The sequence below is a fragment of the Rhizobium sp. BK538 genome, from assembly GCF_014197575.1.
Taxonomy (GTDB): Bacteria; Pseudomonadota; Alphaproteobacteria; order Rhizobiales; family Rhizobiaceae; genus Rhizobium.
Genome location: NZ_JACIFT010000007.1, coordinates 114,388 through 139,260 on the forward strand (window position 1 = coordinate 114,388; position 24,873 = coordinate 139,260).

27 protein-coding genes and 1 tRNA gene are annotated in these 24,873 nt (G+C 59.8%); 15 read left to right on the forward strand and 13 right to left on the reverse strand.

The genetic code is table 11. The annotated features are described in order from the left end of the window. Window positions 1-101: 101 nt before the first annotated feature. The 11 genes from ffh to FHX09_RS10585 all read left to right on the forward strand — a co-directional run bounded on the left by ffh (window position 102) and on the right by FHX09_RS10585 (window position 9,813). The gene (gene ffh, locus FHX09_RS10535) at window positions 102-1,676 is read left to right on the forward strand and encodes a signal recognition particle protein (protein WP_132588608.1); all 1,575 of its coding nucleotides are present in this window, start codon (window positions 102-104) and stop codon (window positions 1,674-1,676) included. A gap of 15 nt (window positions 1,677-1,691) precedes the next feature. Then, window positions 1,692-2,012, forward strand: a complete 321-nt coding sequence (locus tag FHX09_RS10540; RefSeq protein WP_007794368.1) for a chorismate mutase — start codon at window positions 1,692-1,694, stop codon at window positions 2,010-2,012. A gap of 49 nt (window positions 2,013-2,061) precedes the next feature. Beyond that, window positions 2,062-2,430 carry a 30S ribosomal protein S16 gene (gene rpsP / locus FHX09_RS10545; RefSeq protein WP_007794371.1) on the forward strand — a complete coding sequence of 123 codons (369 nt, stop codon included), beginning with the start codon at window positions 2,062-2,064 and terminating at the stop codon, window positions 2,428-2,430. Between the two features lie 117 nt (window positions 2,431-2,547). Continuing rightward, entirely contained in the window at window positions 2,548-3,117 is a 570-nt protein-coding gene (gene rimM, locus FHX09_RS10550; RefSeq protein WP_132588609.1) for a ribosome maturation factor RimM, read from the forward strand. Between the two features lie 8 nt (window positions 3,118-3,125). After that, window positions 3,126-3,806: a tRNA (guanosine(37)-N1)-methyltransferase TrmD gene (gene trmD / locus FHX09_RS10555; RefSeq protein ID WP_007794377.1), complete on the forward strand. Its 681-nt coding sequence runs from the start codon at window positions 3,126-3,128 to the stop codon at window positions 3,804-3,806. Between the two features lie 240 nt (window positions 3,807-4,046). After that, window positions 4,047-4,583, forward strand: a complete 537-nt coding sequence (gene rplS / locus FHX09_RS10560; RefSeq protein WP_007794379.1) for a 50S ribosomal protein L19 — start codon at window positions 4,047-4,049, stop codon at window positions 4,581-4,583. Window positions 4,584-4,799: 216 nt separating this feature from the next. Next, window positions 4,800-5,672, forward strand: coding sequence for an aldo/keto reductase family oxidoreductase (locus FHX09_RS10565; protein WP_132588610.1), 873 nt, complete (start codon window positions 4,800-4,802; stop codon window positions 5,670-5,672). A gap of 197 nt (window positions 5,673-5,869) precedes the next feature. After that, window positions 5,870-6,667, forward strand: a complete 798-nt coding sequence (locus FHX09_RS10570; protein ID WP_007794384.1) for a transporter substrate-binding domain-containing protein — start codon at window positions 5,870-5,872, stop codon at window positions 6,665-6,667. 22 nt (window positions 6,668-6,689) lie between these two features. Continuing rightward, window positions 6,690-7,511 carry an amino acid ABC transporter permease gene (locus FHX09_RS10575; RefSeq protein ID WP_007794386.1) on the forward strand — a complete coding sequence of 274 codons (822 nt, stop codon included), beginning with the start codon at window positions 6,690-6,692 and terminating at the stop codon, window positions 7,509-7,511. A gap of 245 nt (window positions 7,512-7,756) precedes the next feature. After that, window positions 7,757-9,166 carry a 3-isopropylmalate dehydratase large subunit gene (leuC, locus tag FHX09_RS10580; protein WP_132588612.1) on the forward strand — a complete coding sequence of 470 codons (1,410 nt, stop codon included), beginning with the start codon at window positions 7,757-7,759 and terminating at the stop codon, window positions 9,164-9,166. A 110-nt stretch (window positions 9,167-9,276) separates the two neighbouring features. After that, window positions 9,277-9,813: a histidine phosphatase family protein gene (locus FHX09_RS10585; RefSeq protein WP_184449904.1), complete on the forward strand. Its 537-nt coding sequence runs from the start codon at window positions 9,277-9,279 to the stop codon at window positions 9,811-9,813. Between the two features lie 55 nt (window positions 9,814-9,868). On the opposite strand, the gene FHX09_RS10590 is transcribed toward FHX09_RS10585, so the two are convergent. Next, on the reverse strand, window positions 9,869-10,699 hold the full coding sequence (locus FHX09_RS10590; protein ID WP_007794394.1) for an aldo/keto reductase: 831 nt from the start codon (window positions 10,697-10,699) through the stop codon (window positions 9,869-9,871). A 141-nt stretch (window positions 10,700-10,840) separates the two neighbouring features. Next, complete coding sequence (locus FHX09_RS10595; protein ID WP_184449972.1) at window positions 10,841-11,362, reverse strand: L,D-transpeptidase; 522 nt, start codon at window positions 11,360-11,362, stop codon at window positions 10,841-10,843. A gap of 171 nt (window positions 11,363-11,533) precedes the next feature. On the opposite strand from FHX09_RS10595, the gene FHX09_RS10600 reads away from it, so the two are divergent. Continuing rightward, window positions 11,534-12,217: a response regulator transcription factor gene (locus FHX09_RS10600; RefSeq protein ID WP_007794400.1), complete on the forward strand. Its 684-nt coding sequence runs from the start codon at window positions 11,534-11,536 to the stop codon at window positions 12,215-12,217. 1 nt (window position 12,218) lies between these two features. After that, on the forward strand, window positions 12,219-12,674 hold the full coding sequence (locus FHX09_RS10605) for a cyclic nucleotide-binding domain-containing protein (RefSeq protein ID WP_132588614.1): 456 nt from the start codon (window positions 12,219-12,221) through the stop codon (window positions 12,672-12,674). Window positions 12,675-12,678: 4 nt separating this feature from the next. Here FHX09_RS10605 and FHX09_RS10610 read toward each other — a convergent pair whose 3' ends face one another. From FHX09_RS10610 to tesB, 6 genes are all read right to left on the reverse strand, one after another. Then, window positions 12,679-13,482, reverse strand: a complete 804-nt coding sequence (locus FHX09_RS10610) for an exodeoxyribonuclease III (RefSeq protein ID WP_132588708.1) — start codon at window positions 13,480-13,482, stop codon at window positions 12,679-12,681. A 119-nt stretch (window positions 13,483-13,601) separates the two neighbouring features. Beyond that, window positions 13,602-14,273 (reverse strand): outer membrane lipoprotein carrier protein LolA, encoded by a 672-nt coding sequence (locus tag FHX09_RS10615; RefSeq protein WP_132588615.1) that lies wholly within the window; start codon window positions 14,271-14,273, stop codon window positions 13,602-13,604. Between the two features lie 135 nt (window positions 14,274-14,408). Continuing rightward, window positions 14,409-17,072 (reverse strand): DNA translocase FtsK, encoded by a 2,664-nt coding sequence (locus tag FHX09_RS10620; RefSeq protein ID WP_183719694.1) that lies wholly within the window; start codon window positions 17,070-17,072, stop codon window positions 14,409-14,411. A gap of 241 nt (window positions 17,073-17,313) precedes the next feature. Further along, window positions 17,314-18,747 carry an ammonium transporter gene (locus FHX09_RS10625; RefSeq protein ID WP_007794419.1) on the reverse strand — a complete coding sequence of 478 codons (1,434 nt, stop codon included), beginning with the start codon at window positions 18,745-18,747 and terminating at the stop codon, window positions 17,314-17,316. Between the two features lie 28 nt (window positions 18,748-18,775). Further along, window positions 18,776-19,126 carry a P-II family nitrogen regulator gene (locus tag FHX09_RS10630; RefSeq protein WP_007794422.1) on the reverse strand — a complete coding sequence of 117 codons (351 nt, stop codon included), beginning with the start codon at window positions 19,124-19,126 and terminating at the stop codon, window positions 18,776-18,778. Between the two features lie 211 nt (window positions 19,127-19,337). After that, window positions 19,338-20,222, reverse strand: coding sequence for an acyl-CoA thioesterase II (gene tesB / locus FHX09_RS10635; protein ID WP_007794423.1), 885 nt, complete (start codon window positions 20,220-20,222; stop codon window positions 19,338-19,340). A 53-nt stretch (window positions 20,223-20,275) separates the two neighbouring features. Here tesB and FHX09_RS10640 point away from each other — a divergent pair, with 53 nt between their 5' ends. Continuing rightward, a complete protein-coding gene (locus tag FHX09_RS10640) occupies window positions 20,276-21,523 on the forward strand; it encodes a ubiquinone biosynthesis hydroxylase (protein ID WP_348649164.1) in 1,248 nt (415 codons plus the stop codon). Here FHX09_RS10640 and FHX09_RS10645 read toward each other — a convergent pair whose 3' ends face one another. The 4 genes from FHX09_RS10645 to FHX09_RS10660 form a co-directional block, all read right to left on the reverse strand. Continuing rightward, window positions 21,524-21,712, reverse strand: coding sequence for a Trm112 family protein (locus FHX09_RS10645; protein ID WP_007794429.1), 189 nt, complete (start codon window positions 21,710-21,712; stop codon window positions 21,524-21,526). It lies immediately after the preceding gene. 9 nt (window positions 21,713-21,721) lie between these two features. Then, window positions 21,722-22,390 carry an LON peptidase substrate-binding domain-containing protein gene (locus FHX09_RS10650; RefSeq protein WP_007794432.1) on the reverse strand — a complete coding sequence of 223 codons (669 nt, stop codon included), beginning with the start codon at window positions 22,388-22,390 and terminating at the stop codon, window positions 21,722-21,724. Window positions 22,391-22,502: 112 nt separating this feature from the next. After that, entirely contained in the window at window positions 22,503-23,468 is a 966-nt protein-coding gene (gene trxA / locus FHX09_RS10655) for a thioredoxin (protein ID WP_132588618.1), read from the reverse strand. A gap of 53 nt (window positions 23,469-23,521) precedes the next feature. Beyond that, window positions 23,522-24,031 carry a prolyl-tRNA synthetase associated domain-containing protein gene (locus FHX09_RS10660; RefSeq protein ID WP_132588619.1) on the reverse strand — a complete coding sequence of 170 codons (510 nt, stop codon included), beginning with the start codon at window positions 24,029-24,031 and terminating at the stop codon, window positions 23,522-23,524. Window positions 24,032-24,285: 254 nt separating this feature from the next. Between FHX09_RS10660 and FHX09_RS10665 the strand changes: the two genes are divergently transcribed. Next, window positions 24,286-24,360 (forward strand) — tRNA-Gly (locus FHX09_RS10665). Between the two features lie 225 nt (window positions 24,361-24,585). Here the strand turns inward: FHX09_RS10665 and FHX09_RS10670 are convergent. Then, window positions 24,586-24,768, reverse strand: a complete 183-nt coding sequence (locus FHX09_RS10670; protein WP_007794501.1) for a hypothetical protein — start codon at window positions 24,766-24,768, stop codon at window positions 24,586-24,588. Window positions 24,769-24,873: the final 105 nt, after the last annotated feature.

Here is a 24,873-nt window from a genome sequence, read left to right on the forward strand (position 1 = left end):
ACAGCGCGATGCGCCCTCGGGTGCTTTTTGGCTTTGCGTCTTGTTTTCGTCAAGGAAAAGCACAAGGTTTCCGTCATCCCGGAAATCACAAGGAAGAGCCGATGTTTGAAAACCTCCAGGACCGTCTTGGATCCATTCTGAATGGACTGACAGGCCGTGGCGCGCTTTCGGAAGGCGATGTTTCTGCAGCGCTGCGCGAGGTTCGCCGTGCCTTGCTGGAAGCAGACGTGGCGCTCGATGTCGTGCGCTCATTCACCGACCGCGTCCGCGAAAAGGCCGTCGGCGCCGAGATCCTGAAGTCGATCAAGCCTGGCCAAATGGTCGTCAAAATCGTCCACGACGAGCTGATCGAGATGCTCGGCGGCGAGGGCGTCGGCGTTGATCTGCATGCAGCGGCCCCCGTCGTCATCATGATGGTCGGCCTGCAGGGCTCCGGTAAGACGACGACGACGGCGAAAATCGCCAAGCGGCTCACCGACCGCGAAAAGAAAAAGGTGCTGATGGCATCGCTCGATACGCGCCGTCCGGCTGCGCAAGAGCAGCTTCGCCAGCTCGGTGTCCAGACGAGCATCGACACGCTTCCCGTGATATCAGGCCAGTCGCCGACCGACATCGCCGCCCGCGCCGTGCAGGCAGCCAAGCTCGGCGGCCATGATGTCGTCATCCTCGACACCGCCGGCCGCACGCATATCGACGAGCCCTTGATGGTCGAAATGGCCGACATCAAGAAGAAGTCGAACCCGCATGAAATTCTACTGGTCGCAGACTCGCTGACCGGTCAGGACGCCGTCAACCTCGCCCGCAATTTCGACGAACGCGTCGGCATCACCGGCCTCGTGCTGACCCGCATGGACGGCGACGGCCGCGGCGGTGCGGCGCTTTCAATGCGCGCGGTGACCGGCAAGCCGATCAAGCTCATCGGTGTCGGCGAGCGCATGGGCGAACTCGAGGAGTTCCATCCCCGCCGTATCGCTGATCGCATCCTCGGCATGGGTGACATCGTTTCGCTGGTCGAGCGCGCTGCCGAAAACATCGACGCCGAGAAGGCGGCCGCCATGGCCGCCAAGATGGCCAAGGGCAAGTTCGACCTCAACGATCTCGCCGACCAGCTGCGCCAGATGCAGAAGATGGGGGGCATGGGCGGCATCATGAGCATGATGCCCGGCATGGCAGGGATGAAGGACAAGATGGCCTCGGCCGGCCTCAATGACAGCCTGTTCGGCCGCCAGCTCGCCATCATCGGCTCGATGACCAAGGCCGAACGCGCCAACCCGGATATTCTCAAGCATTCGCGCAAGAAGCGCATCGCCGCCGGCTCAGGCACGGATGCCGCCGACATCAACAAGCTTCTGAAGATGCACCGCCAGATGGCGGACATGATGAAGATGATGGGCGGCAAGGGTAAGGGCGGCCTGATGAAGCAGATGATGGGCGGTCTCGCCGGCAAGATGGGCCTCGGTGGCCTCGGCGGTGGCATGCCCGATCTTTCGAACATCGACCCCAAGCAGCTCGAAGCGCTCCAGAAGCAGGCTGAAGCTGCCGGTCTCGGAAAGCCGGGCGGTGGCTTGCCTGGCCTCGGCGGAATGTCGGGTGGTTTGCCGGGCCTGGGCGGCGCCAAACTCCCTGGCCTTGGCGGCGGTTTCCCGGGTCTGCCCGGCTTGCCGAAGAAAAAGTGAAGGGTCGCTTAGAAGATGATTGATCCTGAAATCAAAGCCCAGCTTTCGAACTATCGCCAGTCGATCGACAACATCGACGCGGCGCTGGTCCACATCCTGGCCGAACGGTTCCGCTGCACCAAAGAGGTCGGCGTTCTCAAGGCCAAGTACAAGTTGCCGCCGGCCGATCCGGCGCGCGAAGAATACCAGATCGAACGCCTCCGCCGCCTGGCGAAGGATGCCAATCTGGATCCGGATTTCGCCGAGAAGTTCTTGAACTTCGTCATCAAGGAAGTCATCCGGCATCATGAGCAGATCGCTGCAGACCACGCCGAAAACGGCGCCGCAGCAAAATGAACCATACCGCCGGATCAGGCGGTCCAGAAAAGTCCAAGGAGTAAAGAAAATGGCACTGAAAATTCGTCTCGCCCGCGGTGGTTCCAAGAAGCGCCCGTACTACCACATCGTTCTCGCCGACGCCCGTTCGCCGCGCGATGGCCGCTTCCTGGAAAACCTCGGTTCCTGGAACCCGATGCTTGCCAAGGACAACGACGCTCGCATCACGCTGAACAACGACCGCATCAAGCACTGGCTTGAGCAGGGCGCACAGCCGACCGACCGCGTTCTGCGCTTCCTCAACGAAGCCGGCCTCGCAAAGCGAGACGCCAAGAACAACCCGGTCAAGGCAAAGCCGGGCAAGAAGGCCCAGGAGCGCGCTGCCGAAAAGGCTCAGAAGGCCGCCGACGCCGCCGAAGCTGCTGCTTCCGCAGAATAATCGGGGACTTTCCCTTATCGAACGGGCGGCATGGCGACATGCCGCCCGTTTTCGTTTCCATTCCACCGCACTTCGTTTAAGAGAAGCCCAGATTTGCGGCTTCATGTGAAGGACGTCATGGCAAAGCTTGAAAATCCGGTTCTGATGGCAACGATCGGTGGCGCCCAAGGGCTGCGCGGCGAAGTGCGCGCCAAGGCCTACACAGCCGACCCGACCGCGCTCGGCGATTACGGCAACCTGCACAGCCTAGATGGGCGTACCTTCGAGATTCTCGATATCCGCGAGATGAAGAACGTCGTCGTCGTTCGCTTCCGCGGCATCAACGACCGCAATGCTGCTGAGGCGCTGAACGGGCTGGAGCTCTACATCGAGCGCGATAACCTGCCGGATGAGGAGCTTGAGGAAGATGAATTCTTCTACGCCGATCTCGAGGGGCTGGAAGCGCTCGACGACCAAGGCGTCAGCTACGGCACCGTGACCGGCATCTTCGACTTCGGCGCTGGCGATCTCCTGGAATTGAAGGGACCGGGCAAACGCCCGGTACTGATCCCCTTCTCTGAGGCCTCAGTCCTCGATATCGACCTCGAGGGTGGCAGGATCACGATCGATCCGCTGGCTGCCGGCCTCGTCGATACCGAAGATGACAGCGCGAAATTCACGCCCGACACGCCGAAAAAGAAGAAGTGAGGCCGCCGATGGCGTTTCGCGCGACCGTGCTGACCCTTTACCCGGAGATGTTTCCGGGTCATCTCGGCTACTCCCTCGCCGGCAAGGCGATGGAGCGTGACCAATGGTCGCTCGATACCGTGCAGATCCGCGATTTTGCCACTGACAAACATCGCACCGTCGATGATACACCCGCTGGTGGCGGCGCTGGCATGGTGCTGAAACCCGATGTTCTCGCCCGCGCCATCGACAGTGCTTCCAAGAACGACAGCCGGCCACGCCTGCTGATGAGCCCGCGCGGCAAGCCGCTGACACAGGAGCGCGTGCGCGAACTCGCATCCGGTGATGGCGTCATCATCGTCTGCGGCCGCTTCGAGGGCGTCGATCAGCGCGTTATCGATGCGCGTGAATTGGAGGAAGTCTCGATCGGTGACTACGTGCTCTCAGGGGGCGAACCGGCGGCGCTGACCGTACTCGATGCGATCGTCCGTATTCTGCCTGGCGTCATGGGCAACGATCTTTCCGGACTGCATGAAAGCTTCGAAGGCGGCCTGCTTGAGCATCCGCACTACACCCGGCCGCAGGAATGGGAGGGTCGGGAAATTCCAGCGATCCTCACATCTGGCAATCACGGCGCGATCGACAAATGGCGCCGCGAGCAGGCACTGCAACTGACCCGGGAACGACGCCCGGACCTGCTGGACGAATAAGAGATGGCCGGCCGCCAGGTATCCACATTTAACGGTCGGGTTGACAAAATTTCCGGGCCGAAGGGGTGACAAAGCCTGCGCAATACGGTATGCGCACGCCCGGAATGGGAAAACTCCCATCAACCACGTAAAGAAAAACAGACGAATTCGCTCCTGCCCTCACCGGCAAATATCTGCGGCTCGACCAAGGATAGATCGTTCAGAGCGCTCTGGCTGTTGAACCAACAAAGAGGTTGAGTCATGAACATCATTCAGCAGCTTGAGGCCGAACAGGTCGCCAAGATCGAAGCCCAGCGCACGCTTCCGGAATTCTCCCCAGGCGATACCCTTCGCGTCAACGTTCGCGTCAAGGAAGGTAATCGTACCCGCGTACAGGCCTACGAAGGCGTTTGCATCGCTCGCTCCGGCGGCGGCCTGCAGGAGAACTTCACTGTTCGCAAGATCTCCTACGGCGAAGGCGTCGAGCGCGTATTCCCGGTCTACTCCCCGGCTATCGAAAGCGTAGAAGTCGTTCGCCGCGGTAAGGTCCGTCGCGCGAAGCTCTACTACCTGCGCGACCGTCGCGGCAAGTCGGCTCGTATCGTCGAGAACACCGGCACCCGCGCCCGCAAGCTGAACGACGCCGAGCGTCAGGCCGTTGCCGAGGAAAAGGCACGTCTGGAAGCCGAAAAGGTTGCAGCAGCTCAGGCGCTCGCAGCCGAAAAGGCAGCTCAGGAAGCCGCCGAAGCCAAGGCAGCAGCAGAAGCTGCCGCAGCGGCTGAGCCGGCAGCAGAATAAGTTTCAATCCTTAGCGATTGTCGGGAAAGGCGGCTTCTGGGCCGCCTTTTTTGTTGCGCGCAATAGAGCGCCACTGCACTCCGACGGCGTCCCGGGCGATCTCCGGTCCTTTGCGAGCCATTGTCCGAAAATTCCGAACAGCCCGTGCGGAATGTATGCCGTTATCGCCGGAGCGAACCTGCCCTATTTCTACCCCGTCTTTAAACGGAGTAGACCATGTCCAACCTTGAAAAATCGGGCACATTCACACTCGGCGACCGCACGGTGACGCGGCTCGGTTACGGTGCGATGCAGCTTGCTGGCAAGGGCGTCTTCGGGCCACCGAAGGACCGCGCCGAATCGATAGCTGTGCTGCGCGAAGCCGTCGAAAGCGGCGTCAACCATATCGACACCAGCGATTTCTACGGTCCGCACATCACCAACCAGATCATTAGGGAGGCGCTGCACCCTTATAAGAGTGATCTTGTGATCGTCACGAAGATTGGAGCAACGCGTGGCCTAGACGCGTCGTGGAATCCGGCCTTCACAAAAGAAGCACTGACGCAGGCGATCCATGACAACCTTGAGAATCTCGGCCTTGACGTGATCGATGTGGTCAATCTACGAGCCATGTTCGATGTCCATGGCCCTGCCGAAGGATCTCTAGAAGAACCGTTGACCGTCCTCGCCGATCTTCAGCGCCAGGGTCTCATCAAACACATTGGCCTCTCCAATGTCACCGCCAAGCAAATCGCGGACGGGCGAAGGATTACCGAGATCGTCTGTGTTCAAAACCAGTATAACCTTGCGCATCGCGGGGATGACGCGCTGATCGAACAGCTTGCGGTGGAAGGGACTGCCTACGTGCCGTTCTTTCCGCTTGGCGGCTTCACGCCATTGCAGTCATCCACGCTATCTGATGTTGCGGCGGAGCTCGACGCAACACCGATGCAGGTAGCTCTTGCTTGGCTCCTGCAGCACGCGCCAAACATCCTGCTGATCCCCGGCACCTCATCACGTACCCACCTCAAAGAGAACCTCGCGGTTGCCGATATCGCCTTGCCGGACGACGCCATCGAGAAACTCGACGGCATTGCAAAGACTGGCTAACCTCTTGGACCTGGACCAGACGGAATGTTCTCCGGGTACTGGCAGTGACATTTGCGACCTATCCCGCAAAAATCTTTGCATGGAAAGGCGGTCTTTGGGCCGCCTTTTCTGTTTTTGGGTGAGCGCATGCGGCAATGCTCTTGCCATTCGCTTCGCAACTATGACAGGTTTCGCGGGCTATTTCGGGGAGATATTTAATGCCGTTCCGCCGCACCGTCCTTGCAGGACTGACCGCTTTGATCCTGTCGCCGCTGGCGACGTTGGCCGCCGACCTTCCGGACCTCAAGGGCAAGTCGGTCGTCGTCGTTACTGAAAATGCCTATCCGCCGCTGCAGTTCGTCGACCCGAAGTCGGGCAAGGCCATCGGCTGGGAGTATGATGCAATGAACGAGATCGCCAAGCGGCTGAATTTCAAGGTCGAGTACCAGAATACCAGCTGGGACGCGATGATCCAGGCTGTGTCGGACAACCAGTACAACATTGGCATGACCGGCATCACCATCAAGGATGATCGCAAGGCCAAAGTGGATTTCTCCGATCCCTACATGCGCTCGCAGCAGTTCATGCTGGTGCGCGGCGACGAAAGCCGCTTCACCGACGCCAAGACCTTCGGTGCCTTCAATGACGGCCTCGTCGGCGCCCAGCCGGGCACGTCGCCCTTTTATACGGCTGTCTATGAAATCCTCGATGGCAACGAACAGAACCCGCGCGTCAAGCTCTTCGAAACCTTCGGCGCCACCGTTCAGGCCCTCAAGGCCGGCGATGTCGACGTCGTGCTGACCGACAGCGTCGCGGCCAAGGGCTATGTCGATGCCTCAAACGGCGGCCTGAAGGTCATCGGCGGCCCGCTCGGCACCGAAGACTTTGGCTTCATCTTCCCGAAGGGCTCCGATCTCGTCGGCCCGGTGAATGCCGCGATCGCAAGCCTGAAAGCCGACGGCACCTTCGACGCGCTGAACAAGAAGTGGTTCCTCGACTACAAGATGGGCGAATGATCCTGTCTTCGGTTAACGCGTAATGGCTCCTCAGCCAGCCCCAAGCGGGCATAGTAAGGGCGACTACCCCTGGTGGCTGGTCGCCCTTGTCGCGATCGGCATCGTCCTTGCCGTCGTCATCATCACCAACGACATCTATGCGCAGGTCTTCCGCACTGTCTTTAACGGCGTCGGCGTCACCATTTTCGTAACGCTGGTGGGATTTGCGCTGGCGACCATTCTCGGCCTCGGCATCGCGCTGCTCGGGCTCTCCGACAGCATTGCGCTCCGCCAGATCTCGCGCTTCTACATCGAGGTCATCCGCGGCGTGCCGATGCTGGTGCTGCTGTTCTATGTCGCCTTTGTCGGCGCCCCCGGCATCGTCGCCGCCTACAACTTCCTGACCCGCCCGCTGGTCCAGGCCGGCTTGAGCGAACCGGTGATGGTGCGCGACTTCTCGCTGATGTGGCGAGCGATCATCGCGCTGATGATCGGCTACTCCTCCTTCATCGCCGAAGTCTTCCGCGCCGGCATCCAGTCGGTCGACCACGGCCAGATCGAGGCCGCCAAGGCGCTCGGTCTGTCGCGCTATCATCGCTTCCGCTTCGTCGTCTTCCCGCAGGCGATCAAGGTGATCTTTCCGCCGCTGTCGAACGATTTCGTCGCCATGGTCAAGGACAGTTCGCTGGTCTCGGTGCTCGGCGTCTCGGACATCACGCAGATGGGCAAGATCTACGCCTCCGGCTCGTTTCGCTTCTTTGAAACCTATTCGATCGTCACCTATATCTACCTCATCCTGACAATCGGTTTGTCGCTTGCGTTGAGGCAAGTGGAGAAGCGCATGCGCGGGAAGGACCGGCGCTAGCGTCCGAATGATTCGAATTGCCGCCGTCGCGAAAAATTGGTATGTGACAGCGCATGGAATCCAAGTTCAGTTGCATTGGGGCGCATATTTTCGTGCTGCAGGATCATTACCGCCTGCCGGCACGCTTCTTTGCGGCCGTTTCCGGTGCACTCAACAGCCGACTTCGTTGATCGAACGACGGCCCGGCGGACCTCACCGCCACCAGCTCCATTTCTCCATACGCATCCAAGAACGGACCTACCGCCATGAGCGCACCGCGTACCCTTTACGACAAGATCTGGGACGACCACCTGGTCGATCAGCAGGACGACGGCACCTGTCTTCTCTACATCGACCGCCACCTGGTCCATGAAGTCACTTCGCCGCAGGCTTTCGAAGGCCTGCGCATGACCGGCCGCAAAGTCCGCGCGCCTGAGAAGACGTTGGCTGTCGTCGACCACAACGTCCCGACCTCGCCCGATCGTCATCTCGGCATCAAGAACGAGGAGAGCCGTATCCAGGTCGAGCAGCTCGCCATCAACGCTGCCGAGTTCAATGTCGAGTACTACTCGGAGAACGACAAGCGTCAGGGCATCGTCCACATCATCGGACCGGAGCAGGGCTTCACGCTGCCTGGCATGACGATCGTCTGCGGCGACAGCCACACCTCGACGCACGGTGCCTTCGGCTCACTCGCCCATGGCATCGGCACGTCTGAGGTCGAGCACGTGCTCGCGACCCAGACGCTGATCCAGAAGAAGGCAAAGAACATGCTGGTGCAGGTCGACGGCGTGCTGCCGGCTGGCGTCACCGCCAAGGATATCGTGCTCGCCATCATCGGCGAAATCGGCACCGCCGGCGGCACCGGCTACGTTATCGAGTATGCCGGCGAAGCCATTCGCGCGCTGTCGATGGAAGGCCGGATGACGATCTGCAACATGTCGATCGAAGGCGGCGCCCGCGCCGGCCTGATCGCGCCTGATGATACCACCTTCGAATACATCAAGGGCAAGCCGCGTGCGCCGAAAGGCGAGGCGCTGGAACAGGCAATCGCTTACTGGAAGACCCTGAAGTCGGATGAGGGCGCGCATTTCGACCGCGTTGTAAAGCTCAACGCCGCCGAACTGCCCCCGATCGTGTCCTGGGGCTCCTCTCCGGAGGACGTCATCTCCGTTCAGGGCGTCGTTCCGAACCCGGACGAAATCCCGGAAGAGACGAAGCGCGCCTCCAAGTGGCGGGCGCTTGACTACATGGGCCTGAAGCCCGGCACCCCGATCACCGAGATCAACATCGACCGCGTCTTCATCGGTTCCTGCACCAACGGCCGTATCGAGGACCTGCGCGCCGTAGCCAAGGTCGTCGAAGGCAAGACCGTTGCCTCGACCGTCAATGCCATGATCGTTCCGGGCTCCGGCCTGGTGAAGGAGCAGGCAGAGCAGGAAGGCCTCGACAAGATCTTCAAGGCCGCTGGCTTCGACTGGCGCGAGCCTGGCTGCTCCATGTGCCTTGCCATGAACGACGACCGTCTGAAGCCCGGCGAACGTTGCGCCTCGACCTCGAACCGCAACTTCGAAGGCCGCCAGGGCTTCAAGGGCCGCACGCACCTGGTCTCTCCAGCGATGGCTGCCGCTGCCGCGATCGCCGGCCATTTCGTCGATATTCGCGAGTGGAACTAAGACAGGAAGCCTCCCTTCGGAAACGAGGGGAGGCTATCTCAGCAGACACCGGACGCATTCGGTGAGACAATAGCGGCGTTCGAACCCTGAGCACGTTTCGGATGGGCAACATGAACGCCGCAAAGTCGACCGCCAAACGGCGCCTCCTCCTTCTTCGTCACGCCAAATCCGCATGGCCGGCAGACGTTGCCGACCACGACCGTCCGCTTGCGGGTCGCGGAGAGAAGGCAGCCCCGCTGATGGGGCGCTATCTTGCCCGTGAAAGGCTTACTCCTGATCTTGTACTGGTGTCATCAGCTCGCCGCACCCAACAGACTTGGGAGCTCATCGCCAAAAAGCTTCCATCCTCAATTGAAAAACAGGATACCGTAGACTTGTACGAAGCCTCCGCGGCCAAAATCGCTGCGGTCATAAAGTCGATCGATCCATCGGTTCGGACGCTTATGCTGATAGGGCACAATCCTGGCTTTCAGGATCTTGCTGATGGCCTGATCGGCGCTGGCGATCCGGAGGCATGTTCTGGCATCAGGCAGAAATTCCCGACGGCCGCCCTTGCGGTGATCGACTTCGATGTCGATCGCTGGAAACAGCTGAAGCCAAAAAGCGGCACGCTGGAACGGTTCGTCACGCCGCGCTCGCTCGCCTAAGCGAAAGCTGCGTCTCCCTCCTCTGACATGGAGAGAAGGGAGAGCAAAGTTTAGATCAAAAGTTAGCGGTGTAGGGATCAGGCCCCATGCGGGCGCTCTTGTCGTCGAGCGTGGCAATCGCCGCCATGTCGGCCGCATCGAGCTTGAAATCGAATACCTTGAAATTCTCCTCGATCCGCGATGGCGTCACCGACTTCGGAATGACGACAAGGCCGCCATCGATATGCCAGCGGATGATGACCTGCGCAGGCGTCTTTCCGTGCTTCTTGGCGATCTCGCCAATCGTTGCATCGGCAACCAACTTGCCCTGACCGAGCGGGCTCCAGGATTCGGTGACGATGTTCAGCTTCTTGTGTGCTTCCTGCGCCGCCTTCTGCTGGAAATCCGGATGCAGCTCGATCTGGTTGATAACAGGAACGACGCCTGTGTCGCCGATGATCTGCTCCAGATGATCGGGATAGAAGTTCGAAACACCGATGGAACGGGCGCGGCCTTCTTCCCTGATCTTCACGAAGGCCTTCCAGGTTTCGCGATACAGCCCGCGGTGCGGCGATGGCCAGTGGATGAGGTAGAGATCGACATAATCCGTACCGAGCTTCTTCAGGCTGCCCTCGAACGCGCGCATGGTCGCGTCGTAGCCCTGGTCTGTGTTGCGGAGCTTGGTGGTAACGAAAATGTCCTTGCGATCTAGGCCGGACGAGCGGATGCCCTCGCCGACGCCTTCCTCGTTGTCGTAGCCGGAAGCCGTATCGATGTGACGATAGCCGGCGGCAATGGCCGTGCGGACCGTCGGTGCTGCAATCTCCTGGGGTGTCTGCCACACGCCGAGACCGACCTGGGGAATGGAATGTCCGTCATGGAAAGTGATGATGGGTTGTTGTGCCACAATATATCTCCGGAAGTTTGAAGAATTGGACGGGGCGTAGTTGAACCCGCAGCCTTTGCGGACTTCCCTGCGCGCATTTCAGCCCTTGCGCCGGTCGAAAAGGCATATAGGTCAGCTCGGCTGGTTTATCACCCCCGCACATCAAAGAACGCGTACGGTCGTGCCCTTGCGCATGAAGGGAAGAAGACGCCGCATATCGCGCGGATGAACGGCCACGCATCCCGCGGTCGGCTCGTAGCCCGGTTTGATCAAATGGAAGAAGATTGCCGAGCCGCGATTTCGCGCGCGCGAAATGATGTTCCAGTCCATGACGAGACAGACATCGTACAGCCCGTCCTTGCGCATCATTTCCTCGTGGCTCGGTCGAAACGGCGCTTTGACGAGCCTATTGTAATTCGCATTCTCGGGCTGGTCACACCAGAGCATTTCCTCGCTGATGCGACGAATCGCGAGCGGCGTCTCAAGGCGCACGGGCCGCTCACCGCGGCGGAAGCCGGAAATCAGCTTCATCGAGGCTATGGGGGTGGCACCATCTCCCTCGCGCTTGAGAACCGTTCGGCCTGAACGACCGATTGCGGCGGGCACCGTAATCGTGCCGAGCTGGACCAGAGCCCGACTTTTTTTGCCCGGTGCAGGACGAACGAGAAGGGTCATCGACTTTATCCGCCTCGAGCGCCTTGTTTTCTCCATTTTTCTCACATGTGTTGGCCATTGCTAGGATCACGATTGAAATCACATAGCATCGTATACGACAACAGCTTGGTCGCCCGATCTTTGCCAATGGTGGAAAATTGGCGTAGGACTAACGGGACCGAAGGCGAGGGATAGAGCCGCATGACCGCACGCACGATTCTCTTGGTGGATGATGATGACGACCTCCGGGAGACGCTCACGGAGCAGCTTTCTCTCTACGACGAGTTCACGGTCCTTCAGGAAATGACGGCGGCCAAGGGTGTCGAGCGCGCGCGATCCACGCCGATCGATCTGCTGATCATGGATGTGGGCCTGCCCGATATGGACGGCCGCGAGGCTGTGAAGCTGTTGCGCAAGGGCGGACTAAAAGCCCCGATCATCATGCTGACCGGCCATGACACGGATTCCGATACGATCCTTGGCCTGGAAGCAGGTGCCAACGACTACGTGACCAAGCCCTTCCGCTTTGCAGTTCTGCTTGCGCGCATCCGCGTTCAGCTGCGCCAGCACGAGCAGAGCGAGGACGCCACCTTCAATGTCGGCCCCTACGTCTTCAAGCCGAGCCAGAAGCTCCTTACCATGGACAGCGGCCAAAAGATCCGCCTGACCGAAAAGGAAGCGGCGATCATTCGCTATCTCTACCGCGCTGAGCAGAGGGTCGTCACCCGCGACGTGCTGCTGGAAGAGGTATGGGGTTACAATTCCGGCGTGACGACGCATACGCTGGAAACCCATGTCTATCGTCTGCGCCAGAAGATCGAACGCGATCCCTCCAATGCCGAAATTCTGGTGACGGAAAACGGCGGCTACAAGATCATACCGTAAGATGGCACTAAACGATGACATTCGACTGTTGTCGCAGCTGCCGCTGTTCCACGGCATGTCCGAGGATCAGCTGCGGCTGATCGCCTTTGGTGCGGATCGACGCGTCATTTCAGCCGGCCAGATGCTCTTTCGCGAAGGCTCGCCGGCGGAAAGCGCCTATGTCATCCTCAGTGGGGGCGTGGAGCTCAGCCGGATCGGCCGCGATGGTCAGCCCGAAATCCAGAGCACGGTCGGGCCCGGCACGCTTCTATCCGAACTTGCGCTGATCACCCTGGTCGAGCGCAAGTTTACCGCTGTTGCGACGGAAGACACCAGCATCATCCGTATCACCCGCTCGCTCTTCCATCGGCTGATCGAGGAATATCCGGATGCTGCCCGGCTGATCGAGAGCCGCATCCGCGACAACATCGCCGAGCTCGCGGCCAAAGCCGCGGCCCAACTGCACCGCTTCACCTGACAGATCAGAGATCGAAATGCGCCGTGACCGGCACATGGTCGGACGGCCGTTCCCAGCCGCGTGCTTCCTTCAGGATATCGATGCGCTGCAGGTGCGGTCCAAGGTCCTTTGAGCTCCAGATATGGTCAAGGCGGCGGCCACGATCGGCCGCTTCCCAGTCCTTGGCGCGATAGCTCCACCATGTATAGAGCTTTTCGTTTTCTGGGATGTGCTGCCGCATCAAGTCGAGCCAGGCGCCACGTTGCATCACCTCGAGAAGACCTTCGGTCTCCACAGGCGTGTGGCTGACAATCTTGAGCAGCTGCTTGTGTGACCAGACGTCGTGCTCGAGGGGGGCGATGTTAAGGTCGCCGACAAGGATTGCCGAGGTGTTCGCCTCGCCATTTGCCTTGAGTTGTTTCATTTCCTCGACGAAATCAAGCTTGTGCCCGAACTTCGGATTGATCGTCCGATCCGGTTCGTCGCCGCCGGCTGGTACGTAGAAATTATGCAGGCGAATGCGCCGGCCACCGCGCTCGAAGACGGCCGAGATGTGTCGCGCGTCGCCGACGCTGCAGTAGTCCTGGCGGTGGTCCTCGACCAGTGGAAAGCGCGAGGCGATGGCAACGCCATGATAGCCCTTCTGGCCATGGATGATGATGTGTTCGTAGCCCATCGCGCGCAGCGGCGAGGCAGGAAACAGGTCGTTCGGAACCTTGGTTTCCTGGAGGCAGAGGATGTCAGGCTTGTGCTTGAGGACGAATTGCTCGACGATCGGCATGCGCAGCCGCAGAGAATTGATATTCCAAGTAGTGACCGAGAAGCCCATTCGATTGCCTTTCAAAACCAGATGAACTGGCTTTAGAGCATAGGCTGCGTCGATGGAACGGATGCGCAAAGAAAAACGCCCCGCGGAATGGCAGGGTGTTTCGTCTGTAAACAGCAAGATTAGTCGCGGTAAGCGGCCGTTCCCGGGATCACTTCGTACGGCACCCTGAACACCTTGTCGTCGAACTGGACGCCGGTCTTGACGTTGAAGACCATTACCGACGTATCCTTGCCCTGGTTGTCGGTGATCGTCCACTGGCGAAGATCATAGGTCTTCGGATCGAACATCATCGTAATCGTCGAGTTACCGAAAACCGTGTTGTTGCCGAGGGCGATCGTCGTCAGGTCGGACTCCTGCTTGACGCTCTTCACCGAACCGGCCGACAAATCGATACGCTGCGCCAACAACAGGCTGAGCGGCGTCTTGGAGAGCGGATAGAGATCCCAGGTCTTGAGCTTCATGTTTCCGACAGCGACGTTCTTCCCGTCCGCGATGACACGGATCGGTGACGGGTTGTCATAGTTGAAGCGCAGCTTGCCGGGGCGCTGGATGTAGAACTTCCCACCCGTCTGCTCGCCGCGCGGGCCGAATTGAACGAATTCGCCCTGCATCGTGCCGACACTCGAGAAGTGGTCCGCGATCGCCTGTGCTGTAGCGTTGTTGGAAGCAGCGGATGCCGCCTGGGCACAGGCAGCAATTGGAATTGCAGATGCCGCAGCGACCGCCAGCGTACCCAAAAGATGGCGCCGGGTCAGCGAGATGCGGTCCACGATGGAATCGGAGTTGTTCATCTATGTCTCCTTTATGCAATTTGAATGCTGCGGAAACGCGGCGCCTTCATGGCGTAGTTCGCAGACCTGCATAAACTAACGGTTTCGAGGCAATCAGGTTTCCGTGAAGCCGGCGTCATTCAATTGCTGCCGGCTTCAGCGGTCGAGAATATCGCCTTCGGTCGGAACCAGAATCTCGCGTTTTCCAGCATGATTGGCGGGACCGATGATGCCTTCCTGCTCCATCCGCTCGATCAGTGATGCGGCGCGGTTGTACCCAATGCCAAGTCTGCGCTGAATATACGACGTTGACGCCTTTCCGTCACGCAGAACAATCGCGACGGCCTGATCGTAGGGATCGTCGGAATCGGAGAGATTGGACGTTCCGGCCGGACCGCCGCCGTAGTCGCCATCTTCGTCGTCATCAGCCGTGATGGCGTCGAGGTACTGCGGTGCACCTTGCGTCTTCAGATAGGAGACGATCTCTTCCACTTCCATATCGGCAACAAACGGGCCATGGACACGTTGGATGCGTCCGCCACCGGCCATATAGAGCATATCACCCATGCCGAGCAGTTGCTCCGCACCTTGTTCACCGAGAATGGTGCGGCTGTCGATCTTCGATGTTACCTGGAAGGAGATGCGCGTCGGGAAGTTCGCCTTGATGGTGCCGGTGATGACGTCGACGGACGGACGCTGCGTGGCCATGATGACATGGATGCCGGCCGCGCGCGCCATCTGCGCCAGGCGCTGCACCGCGCCTTCGATGTCCTTGCCGGCGACCATCATCAGGTCTGCCATCTCGTCGATGATGACGACGATGTAAGGCATCGGCTGCAGGTCGAATTCCTCCGTCTCGTACATTGCCTCGCCGGTATGGCGGTCGAAGCCCGTCTGCACGGTGCGCGAGATCACTTCACCCTTGGCAAGCGCCTGTTCGACGCGGCTGTTGAAGCCATCGATGTTGCGGACGCCGATCTTCGACATTTTCTTGTAGCGCTCTTCCATCTCGCGGACGGTCCACTTGAGCGCAACAACGGCCTTCTTGGGATCCGTCACCACAGGCGAGAGAAGATGCGGAATGCCGTCATAGACGGACAATTCCAGCATCTTCGGATCGATCATGATCAAACGGCACTGCTCGGGCGTCATACGGTAGAGCAGAGACAGGATCATCGTGTTGATGGCAACCGACTTACCGGAGCCGGTCGTACCAGCCACCAGCAGGTGCGGCATCTTTGCCAGATCCGCGATGACAGCCTCACCGCCAATGGTCTTTCCGAGCGCCATGGCGAGCTTCGCCTTCGAGCCTTCGAAGTCCCGCGATGCGATCAGTTCGCGCAGATAGACCGTTTCGCGCGTCGAATTCGGCAGCTCGATACCGATGGCGTTGCGGCCCGGCACGACGGCGACGCGGGCGGCGATCGCGCTCATCGAACGGGCAATGTCGTCGGCAAGGCCAATGACGCGGGACGACTTGATGCCGGGAGCAGGCTCCAGTTCGTAAAGCGTCACGACGGGACCCGGACGAACATGGATGATCTCGCCCTTGACGCCGAAATCCTCGAGCACGCCTTCGAGCATACGCGCATTCTGTTCCAGCGCATCAGCGGACAGCGTCGAATCCCGCACAACATTCTTCGGTTCGGCAAGCAGGTGCATCGACGGAAGCTGGAAGCCTTCGGGACGAATGAACGACCCCTGCTGCTCGCGTTCGACGCGGGCACCAGGCTTCGGCCGCGCCGCAGGCTGCACGACGCGCGGCTCCGGGCGCCCGCCAGTAGACTTGGCCGGCGCGCGTATCATCCAGTCGTCGTCATCAGGCAAGATATCGGCGGGCCGCGGCGGCATGTCGTCGAACGGCAGATCGACGTCCTCGTCGTCATCATTGAGCGAAATGGAGGGCGCAGAAACGACGCGACGCTGCGAAGCAGCGCGTGGGTCCATCGATGGCTCCATGCGTTCTCCGCGCCCGGCCGGCGTCTTGGCGCGAACCGGCTCGTTCAGCTTGCCGAACTCGTCATCATTGAAGTCGTAGGGCGACTCGAAATCCTCCTGCCGCCGCTTGCGCGGACCCATGCCGAGCAGGCGGCGCATGCGCGCCTGGCTCATATACCAGGCGTGCGTCAGCGCACCGAAGGCAAGCCAGCCGCCGTCATCGTCGTCTTCGTCCTCGTCGCCCACCGAGCGCAGCTTGGAGCGCGTGTTTGCGTATTCCGCCTCAGCCTCGTCCTCTTCATCCTCGCTGCGACCGACGAGACCGGCGGCAAACAGCATCATCCACACCGTCGGGACAGCAAACACGCAGCCGACCGCGGTCGCAAATGCGCCGGTCGGATAGGCGCCAACAAACAGCGCCGGAAACCGCAGGATCATATCGCCGATGACGCCGCCGATGCCGTTGGGGATCGGCCAAGTGAGCGGCGGCGGAAAGCAACCGATGACGGCGGAGGAGAGCACGGAGCCGAGGCCCCATGCCGCAGCTCGCGCCGGAATACGACTGAAACGGCGGCCGGAGATCAATGCGAGAGCCCAAGCGACGACGGGCAGCAGCGCGACGACACTGGCAAGACCGAAGAACTGCATGGCGATGTCGGCGAAAGCGGCGCCGCCGTAGCCCAGAATATTGCTCGGTTCGTTCCCGGTCGCATAGGAATAGCTTGGGTCCGCGACGTTCCAGGTCGCGAGCGCTGCGACTGCCAATGCAAGCAGCAGGAAGATCGCGAAGCCAAAAAGCGTCTGCGCCTGCCGGAACATGAAACCCGAAAGGGAAAAACGGTCCGGCCGGCCATCCATTGCTGGCGATGTGCTTCTTGCCATGTGTGTACCCGTCCAATGCGTGAGAGCGTGCGAATCGCCAAGCGTCTGCGCTCAGTACCTTCGCCCCACCTAATCAGAGGACGGTTAAAGCGGTGTTAACCATGCCGTCCCCACATCTTGCACCGGAAAATAAAAAAGCCCGAACCTGTGGAGGTCCGGGCCAAGAGCGGCCTGTTCGGATGAATAGGCCGCGACGGGCTGTTCAGCGGCGCCTGCTTGCGCAGGCGCCGCAATGCCTTGATTACGAATGGTAGGCTGCTTCGCCGTGGGTTGCGAGGTCGAGACCTTCGCGCTCGGCTTCGACGGAGACGCGTAGACCGATGACGACATCGACGATCTTGTAGAGGATCGCGGAGCCGACGCCCGACCATACGATCGTCGTCAAAACTGCCTTCAGCTGAGCGAGAACCTGGGTTGCAGTACCCGGATAGCCCGCCGCGAAATCAGCCGTGGAATAGTCGACGATGCCCGCACCACCGAGCGCGGGGTTGACCAGGATACCGGTGCCGATAGCGCCGAGAATCCCGCCGATGCAATGAACGCCGAAGACGTCGAGCGAGTCGTCGTAGTTGAACTTGTTCTTGACGACATCCACGAAGAAGTAGCAGACCGGCGAAACGATGAGGCCGAGAACGATCGAACCCATCGGCCCGGCGAACCCAGCTGCCGGGGTGACGGCAACGAGACCGGCGACGGCACCCGAAGCTGCACCGAGCATCGAAGCCTTGCCGCGTGCGAAGTTTTCAACGAGGCACCAGGATACAGCAGCGGCGGCCGTTGCGACGAACGTGTTGATCATCGCGAGCGAAGCATAGGCGTTGGCTTCGAGGTTAGAGCCGGCGTTGAAGCCGAACCAGCCAACCCACAGAAGCGAAGCACCGACCATGGTGAGGGTCATGGAGTGCGGAGCCATGATTTCCTTCTTATAGCCCGTCCGCTTGCCAAGCATGATGGCGCCGATCAGACCGGCAATACCGGCATTGATGTGGACGACCGTGCCGCCGGCGAAGTCAAGCGCGCCGTAGGAGAAGATCAGACCCGACGGAGAGGTGTAGGAGCTCGGACCGCCCCAGAACCAGACCATGTGTGCCATCGGGAAGTAGACGAACGTGACCCAGAGGATGACGAAGAGCATGACAGCCGAGAACTTGATGCGCTCGGCAAAGGCGCCAACGATCAGGGCCGGCGTGATGCAGGCGAAAGTCATCTGGAAGCAGACGAAGGTCAGCTCTGGAATCGCAACGCCCTTCGTGAAGGTCTCGGACACGGTGGTCGTATCGACACCCGCGAGGAAGGCCTTCGAGAAGCCGCCGACGAAGCTGTTGAGCGAACCGCCATCGGTGAAGGCCAGCGAATAGCCGTAGGTAACCCAGATGATCATGACCACGGCCGTGATCATGAAGACCTGCATGAGAACCGAGAGCATGTTCTTGGCGCGAACGAGACCGCCGTAGAAGAGGGCAAGACCCGGGATCGTCATCAAGAGGACGAGAACCGTGGAAATCAGCATCCAGGTATTGTCACCCTTGTCGACCGTCATCGCAGGAGCGGCAGCGGCGGCAGCAGGCGCAGCCGTCGTGGCGGCATCCTGCGCGAAGGCAGCGATCGGCGCGAGCAGCGCAGCCGACGCAGCAGCAAGCCGCGTATATGTGGAAGAAAACTTCGAAATTGACATTGAAAGAGGCTCCCTTGCTCTGCCGCTCTTACAGCGCTTCTGTGTCGGTTTCGCCGGTACGGATGCGCACGGCATGGTCGATCGAATAGACGAAGATCTTGCCATCGCCGATCTGGCCGGTCTTGGCGGATGACGCGATAGCCTCAACGGCCTTGTCGACGAGTTCGGAGGCAACCGCGATCTCGATCTTGAGCTTCGGCAGGAAGCTGACCGCGTATTCGGTGCCGCGGTAAATCTCAGTATGCCCCTTCTGGCGCCCGTAGCCCTTCACTTCGGTCACGGTCAGGCCCTGAATGCCGATCGCCGTGAGGGCTTCGCGCACCTCATCCAGCTTGAACGGCTTGATAATGGCCATCACAATTTTCATCTGGTTTTCCATCCTTCGTTACCCTCGGCGCGGAGCCGACTCTCCTTGCCACTGACGTTCCCGAACAGCGACTGGGGATATACATTCAAAGGGCGTGCCAGATTCGAGACGGGAAACTAACTCATTGAAAAATAAAAGTTATATAAATTGACGCCAATAAACAGGCAAATGATTGCCCAATAATCGCTCAGAAAATATCCAAATGAATAAATATGCCTATAATTTATTCATTTGCCCTTTTGCGAATCAGTCCCTCCTGCGCCACAGACGCAATCAGGACACCGTCTCTCGTAAACAGACTACCGCGGGTCAAGCCCCTCGCGCCCGAGGCCGAGGGGCTGTCCTGCGTATAAAGAAGCCAATCGTCGAGTTTTGTGGGCCGATGGAACCACATGGAATGATCGAGGCTGGCGACCTGGATCGTCTGGTTGAAGATCGACGTCCCATGCGGATGGAGCGAGGTATCGAGCAGGGTCATATCGGACAGATAGGCAAGAATGGCAGCCTGATAGTACCGATCGTCGGGAACCGGCCCTGTTGCCCGAACCCAGACATGCTGCACCGGATCAAGCTTCTTGTCCGAGAAATAGTGCGTGAGCGATATCGGCCGGATTTCGATCGGCCGTTCGCGCTCCCAGTATTTGCGAATCGGGGCCGGCGCGTTGGCGAGGAATTGCGCCGCAATCTGCTGTTCATCGAGCAGCTTCTCGGGAACAGGCACCTCAGGCATGGCGATCTGATGATCGAAGCCGGGTTCCTCGATCTGGAACGAACAAGATAGGGCGAAAATCGCCTTTCCATGCTGGATGGCCACGGCCCGGCGTGTATTGAAACTCGACCCATCGCGAATCCGCTCCACCTGATAGACGATCGGCACCGAAGGATCGCCGGGGCGCATGAAATAGGCGTGCAGCGAATGCACGGTTCGGTCGCGCTCCACCGTACGCTGTGCGGCCATCAATGCCTGGGCGATGACCTGACCGCCGAAAACACGCTGCCAGCCAACCTGCGGGCTGCGCCCGCGAAAGATGTCGACTTCGATCGATTCAAGATCCAGCGTGGAAAGCAGGGTCTCCATCGCAGTCGGTTTTTCGGTGTCACGCGTCATTTTGTATAGCTCCGGACGGTAGGAAGTGCGGCAGCGATGATCTATATAGATCAATACGATATTCACAAGAAACGGAGCGAAACTCCATGCGGGACATGCTGGTTGTAGGCGCGGGTTATGTCGGGCTTTCCGCGGCTGTAGCGGTCAAGCAGGCGGCGCCTCATCTCGACGTCGCCGTCGTTGAAGCAGCGCCGGCGGGCGTCTGGCAGAAGGACATGCGCGCCTCGGCCATTATCGCCGCCGCGGCCAGAATGCTTGAGGTTTTCGGCATCTGGGACGAGATAGAGGCCGACGCGCAGCCGATCACCAAGATGATCGTTACCGATTCGAAGACAGCCGATCCCGTACGCCCGGTCTTCCTGACCTTTGATGGCGAAGTGGAGGATGGACGGCCTTTCGCGCACATGATTTCGAATGTCGCACTTGTTCGAGCACTTCGAGGAGCATGCGAACGGCTTGGCATCGAAATTCATCATGGCTTTGGCGCGACCGGGCTTTCCATTGCCGATACGCATGCAACGGTTACGGCCTCGGATGGCAGTGTGCAGGAAGCCCGGCTCGTCGTCGCCTGCGACGGCATCCGCTCACACCTGCGGGATCTGGCAGGCATCAAGACAGTCTCTTGGGACTACGGCCAGTCGGGGATCGTCACGACGGTCGAGCATGAGCGTCCGCATCATGGATGTGCGGAAGAGCATTTCCTTCCGTCTGGACCTTTTGCCATCCTGCCGCTGAAAGGGAACCGCTCCTCGCTCGTCTGGACGGAGCCGACACCTGAAGCCAACCGTCTCGTCACATCCGACGAACTCATCTTTGAGGAAGAGTTGGAGCGCCGCTTCGGTCACAAGCTCGGTACCTTGAGGGTTGTCGGCGAGAAGCGTGCCTTCCCGCTTGGGCTGACGCTTGCGCGGGCTTTCGTGGCGCCGCGCGTGGCGCTCGCCGGCGACGCTGCGCACGGCATTCACCCGATTTCGGGTCAGGGCCTGAACCTCGGCTTCAAGGATGTCGCCGCGCTCGCCGAAACCGTCGTCGAAGCCGACCGGCTTGGCCTTGATATCGGCTCGATCAACATTCTCGAGCGCTATCAGGCATGGCGCCGCTTCGACACCTTCCGCATGGGCGTCACTACGGACGTGCTGAACCGGCTCTTTTCGAACGACATGGCGCCGCTGCGCATCGCTCGCGATATCGGTCTGGGTATCGTGGATCGCCTCCCCGGCCTCAAATCGTTCTTCATCGGACAGGCTGCCGGCACCACCGCCAGGGACAATCCCCGCCTGCTGGCAGGGCAGACAATTTAGTCAGTCGTCCAGCCCGCGCGCCTCTGAGACGAGCATGATCGGAATGCCATCACGGATCGGATAGGCGAGGCGCGCCTTCTCCGAGACGAGTTCATTATGCTCCCTGTCATAGGTGAGCCGCCCTTTGGTCAGGGGGCATACCAGCAATTCCAGAAGCTTCGGGTCAACACGGCTTAGCTTTTCATCCATAAGATGATTCTACTGCAGAACCGTGTCCGAGTCACCGAAGACACGCGCCAGCACGATCTCTGTGATCGCGATCAGCGTTTCCGCCCGCGTTTTCAGATCGGGAGCCTCCAGGAGTGCCTGTTTCTCAGCCGGTCCGAACGGCGACATCATCGCCAGCGAATTGACGAGCGTCAGGTTACTGGCGCGCTCGACGCTTTCCCAATCGGCCTCGAGCTTGTTTGCGTCAAGATAAGCTTTGAAGGCGGCTAGAAGCGCGGCCCGATCAACCGCATCCTCCTCGTCGCGTGCGGAAAGATCGGCGATGAAGGGCGCGATGCGGAAGGTTCGGAAAGGATGATGCGTTTCCTTTTCCTCAAGCAGGCGGAAACGGCAGATGCCGGTGAGGGAAACGATGTAGCGACCATCACCCGTTTCGGCGAACGAGGTAATGCGCCCAAGGCAGCCAACCGGGGCCAGATGAGCCTCCCCCGGCCCTTCCTGGTCGCCCAGTGCGGGCTGGACCATCCCGATCAGTCGATTGCCTGACAAAGCGGCATCGAACATGGCAAGATAGCGCGGCTCGAAAATATTGAGGGGCAACTGCCCTGTCGGCAGCAGCAGAGCGCCGCCAAGCGGAAAGACCGCGATCGTATCAGGCAGATCACCGGGCTTCAAATATCGTGCATTCCCCACTTGCATAGAGACTGGTCCTGCATTGCCAGCGGGCGCGACACGATGCGCCCGCACAAACGGAAATGTGGGGCCCGCCTCCAAAAACACAAGGGCGGCGGGTCGAAACTTGAAGTCCGAATTATGAAAACAGCATGGCGGAGAGCTTGCGCCGCGCCGAGACCGTAACAGGATCCTTGAAGCCCCAGACATCAAAGAACTGCAAGAGCTGACGGCGTGCGCCATCGTCGTCGAAAGCCCGGTCCTTGCGCATGATGTAAAGCAGATGCTCTGCCGATTCTTCGCGCCGACCCTCGACGTTGCGGATCTTGGCAAGTTTCAGCCGGGCTTCGTGATCGTCCGGATTTCGCGCCAAATCCTGCTCCAAAGCAACGGGATCACCGAGCTTGCGCGCTTCCTCAATCTGATCGAGCTTCTTCGACACGGCCTGGATTGCCGGGTCCTTCGCCATTTCCTCCGGCAATTCTGTCAGCGCCTCACGCGCACGCTCATGCTGGTTTGCGGCAATCATGCATTCCACCATTCCCGCCAACGCCTTGGCATTCTCGGGATCGGCCTGCATGACGGCGCCGTAAAGCTGGGCGGCGCCGTTGATGTCGCCGGATGCCAACAGCTCGTCAGCCTCCTTGAGGACACCTTCGATTTCGGCCGCCTGGTCGGCGCCGGCAGGACCGGCGATACGATCGATGAACTGATTGATCTGGCTCTCCGGCACAGCGCCCATGAAGCCATCGGCAGGGCGACCGCCGACGAAGGCGATCACGGCCGGAATCGACTGGATGCCGAGCTGCCCGGCGATCGAGGGGTGGTCGTCGATGTTCATCTTGACCAGCTTGACGCGCCCTTGCGCTTCATTGACGACCTTTTCGAGCACTGGGGTCAGTTGCTTGCAGGGCCCACACCAGGGTGCCCAGAAATCGACGAGAACCGGCTGGTTGCGCGATTCCTCGATGACATCCTTTGTAAAATTCGCGGTCGTCGTATCCTTGATGTAACCGCCCGCACCGGGGGCTGGGGCCGCTCCATAATTTGCAGTTGCCGTCATCTGGCCAATGGAATTGCTGTAAGGATTGTCGTTGCCGCTCATGGATATCTCCCGCCGTGCCGGTCAGCCGGCTTTTCTAGCGCTAAAATCGTATGTCAGGACGTCACTTTCAAGACAAGCGGCTTATGCCCCGTCGCTTCTATAAAGCGAATAAGATCGCTGCTTGCGATCGATGTCGTGGCATCATTGGACAGCGGATGGCAATTGATGATCGCGTCTTCCATCAGATCGGCATCAAGAACGAACGTTACGTTTCCACCCGTATCATTGATGGCCCCAAAAGCCGTGACAGCCCCGGGGACGACACCGAGATACTCCATCAGCTTTTCCGGCTTTCCGAACGAGACCTTGCTGGCGGCGCCGATCAGCGTGTGCACCGTTTTCAGATCCACCGCCGCGTTCTCCTCCACCGTCAGCAGGAAGAACTGATCCTTCTTGTCTTTGACGAAGAGATTTTTCGTATGGCCGCCAGGAATCTCGTCACGCAGCGCGACCGATTCGGCAACCGTGAAAACGGGTGCATGGCTTTTGGTGCTGTGCTTGATATCCAGACCATCGAGAAAGGCAAAAAGGTCATCTCTGGTCTTCGGCGTCGCGTCGGTCATCGTAAAATCCATGCGGTCGGGAGGAGCGATAGGGTGCCTGATTACGTCCCGCCACCGTCTTTTGCAACGCCCGGAGTTGACGCTTTACCCTGCATTTGCGGCGCTTCCGATGACTTCAACCGAGGTTCGAGAATTTTTCTTCGAATTTCCGTCATTTCCCTGTTGCATTTGAAAATCGTTTGGGCGATATAGCGCCCGTCGCCGCAAGGTGGCGCCCACGGTCCTCACAACTACCCCGGACCGATGCGGATTGAGCGGGTGTAGCTCAGGGGTAGAGCACAACCTTGCCAAGGTTGGGGTCGAGGGTTCAAATCCCTTCGCCCGCTCCAGTTTTTCTTGTCCAGGCCAGAGACATAGGTAACAAAACGTACCTAACACATGGGTAACAACCTCGTGCCGAACGGGTTGTCGATTGTTTGCAAGGTTCTCTGCTCCAGGTCGATGCATCCTAAATCATGGTGCATGAAGCAAACGGCTCACTGCGGCTCGATGAGATCGCCGGACAACAAAAAACCGACGATCGGCGGCGCCAAGTGTCGGTTCTCGGAATATGGTTAGCGGGAATAATTGCGAGACGACGTCCAGGCGTTCTCCGCGGCTTCCTTGGTGGGAGCATTGCCGCGCCCATCCCCACGCTCCGCATTGTCGCGTTCAGCTTCCACTTGCCGCTCGGCGATGTAGGGCGTCAGCATTTGCTCCAAATGAGCTGCGGTCAGGCTTACTGCAAAGCTTCTCATCTCATCCCTCTAAGTGTTTACATTGTGTAAACACTTACCGCCTGGCGGCGCCCATCGAAACGGTTCGATCGAGCTCTCCACGTGCTTTTGTTCAGGATAGGAGGA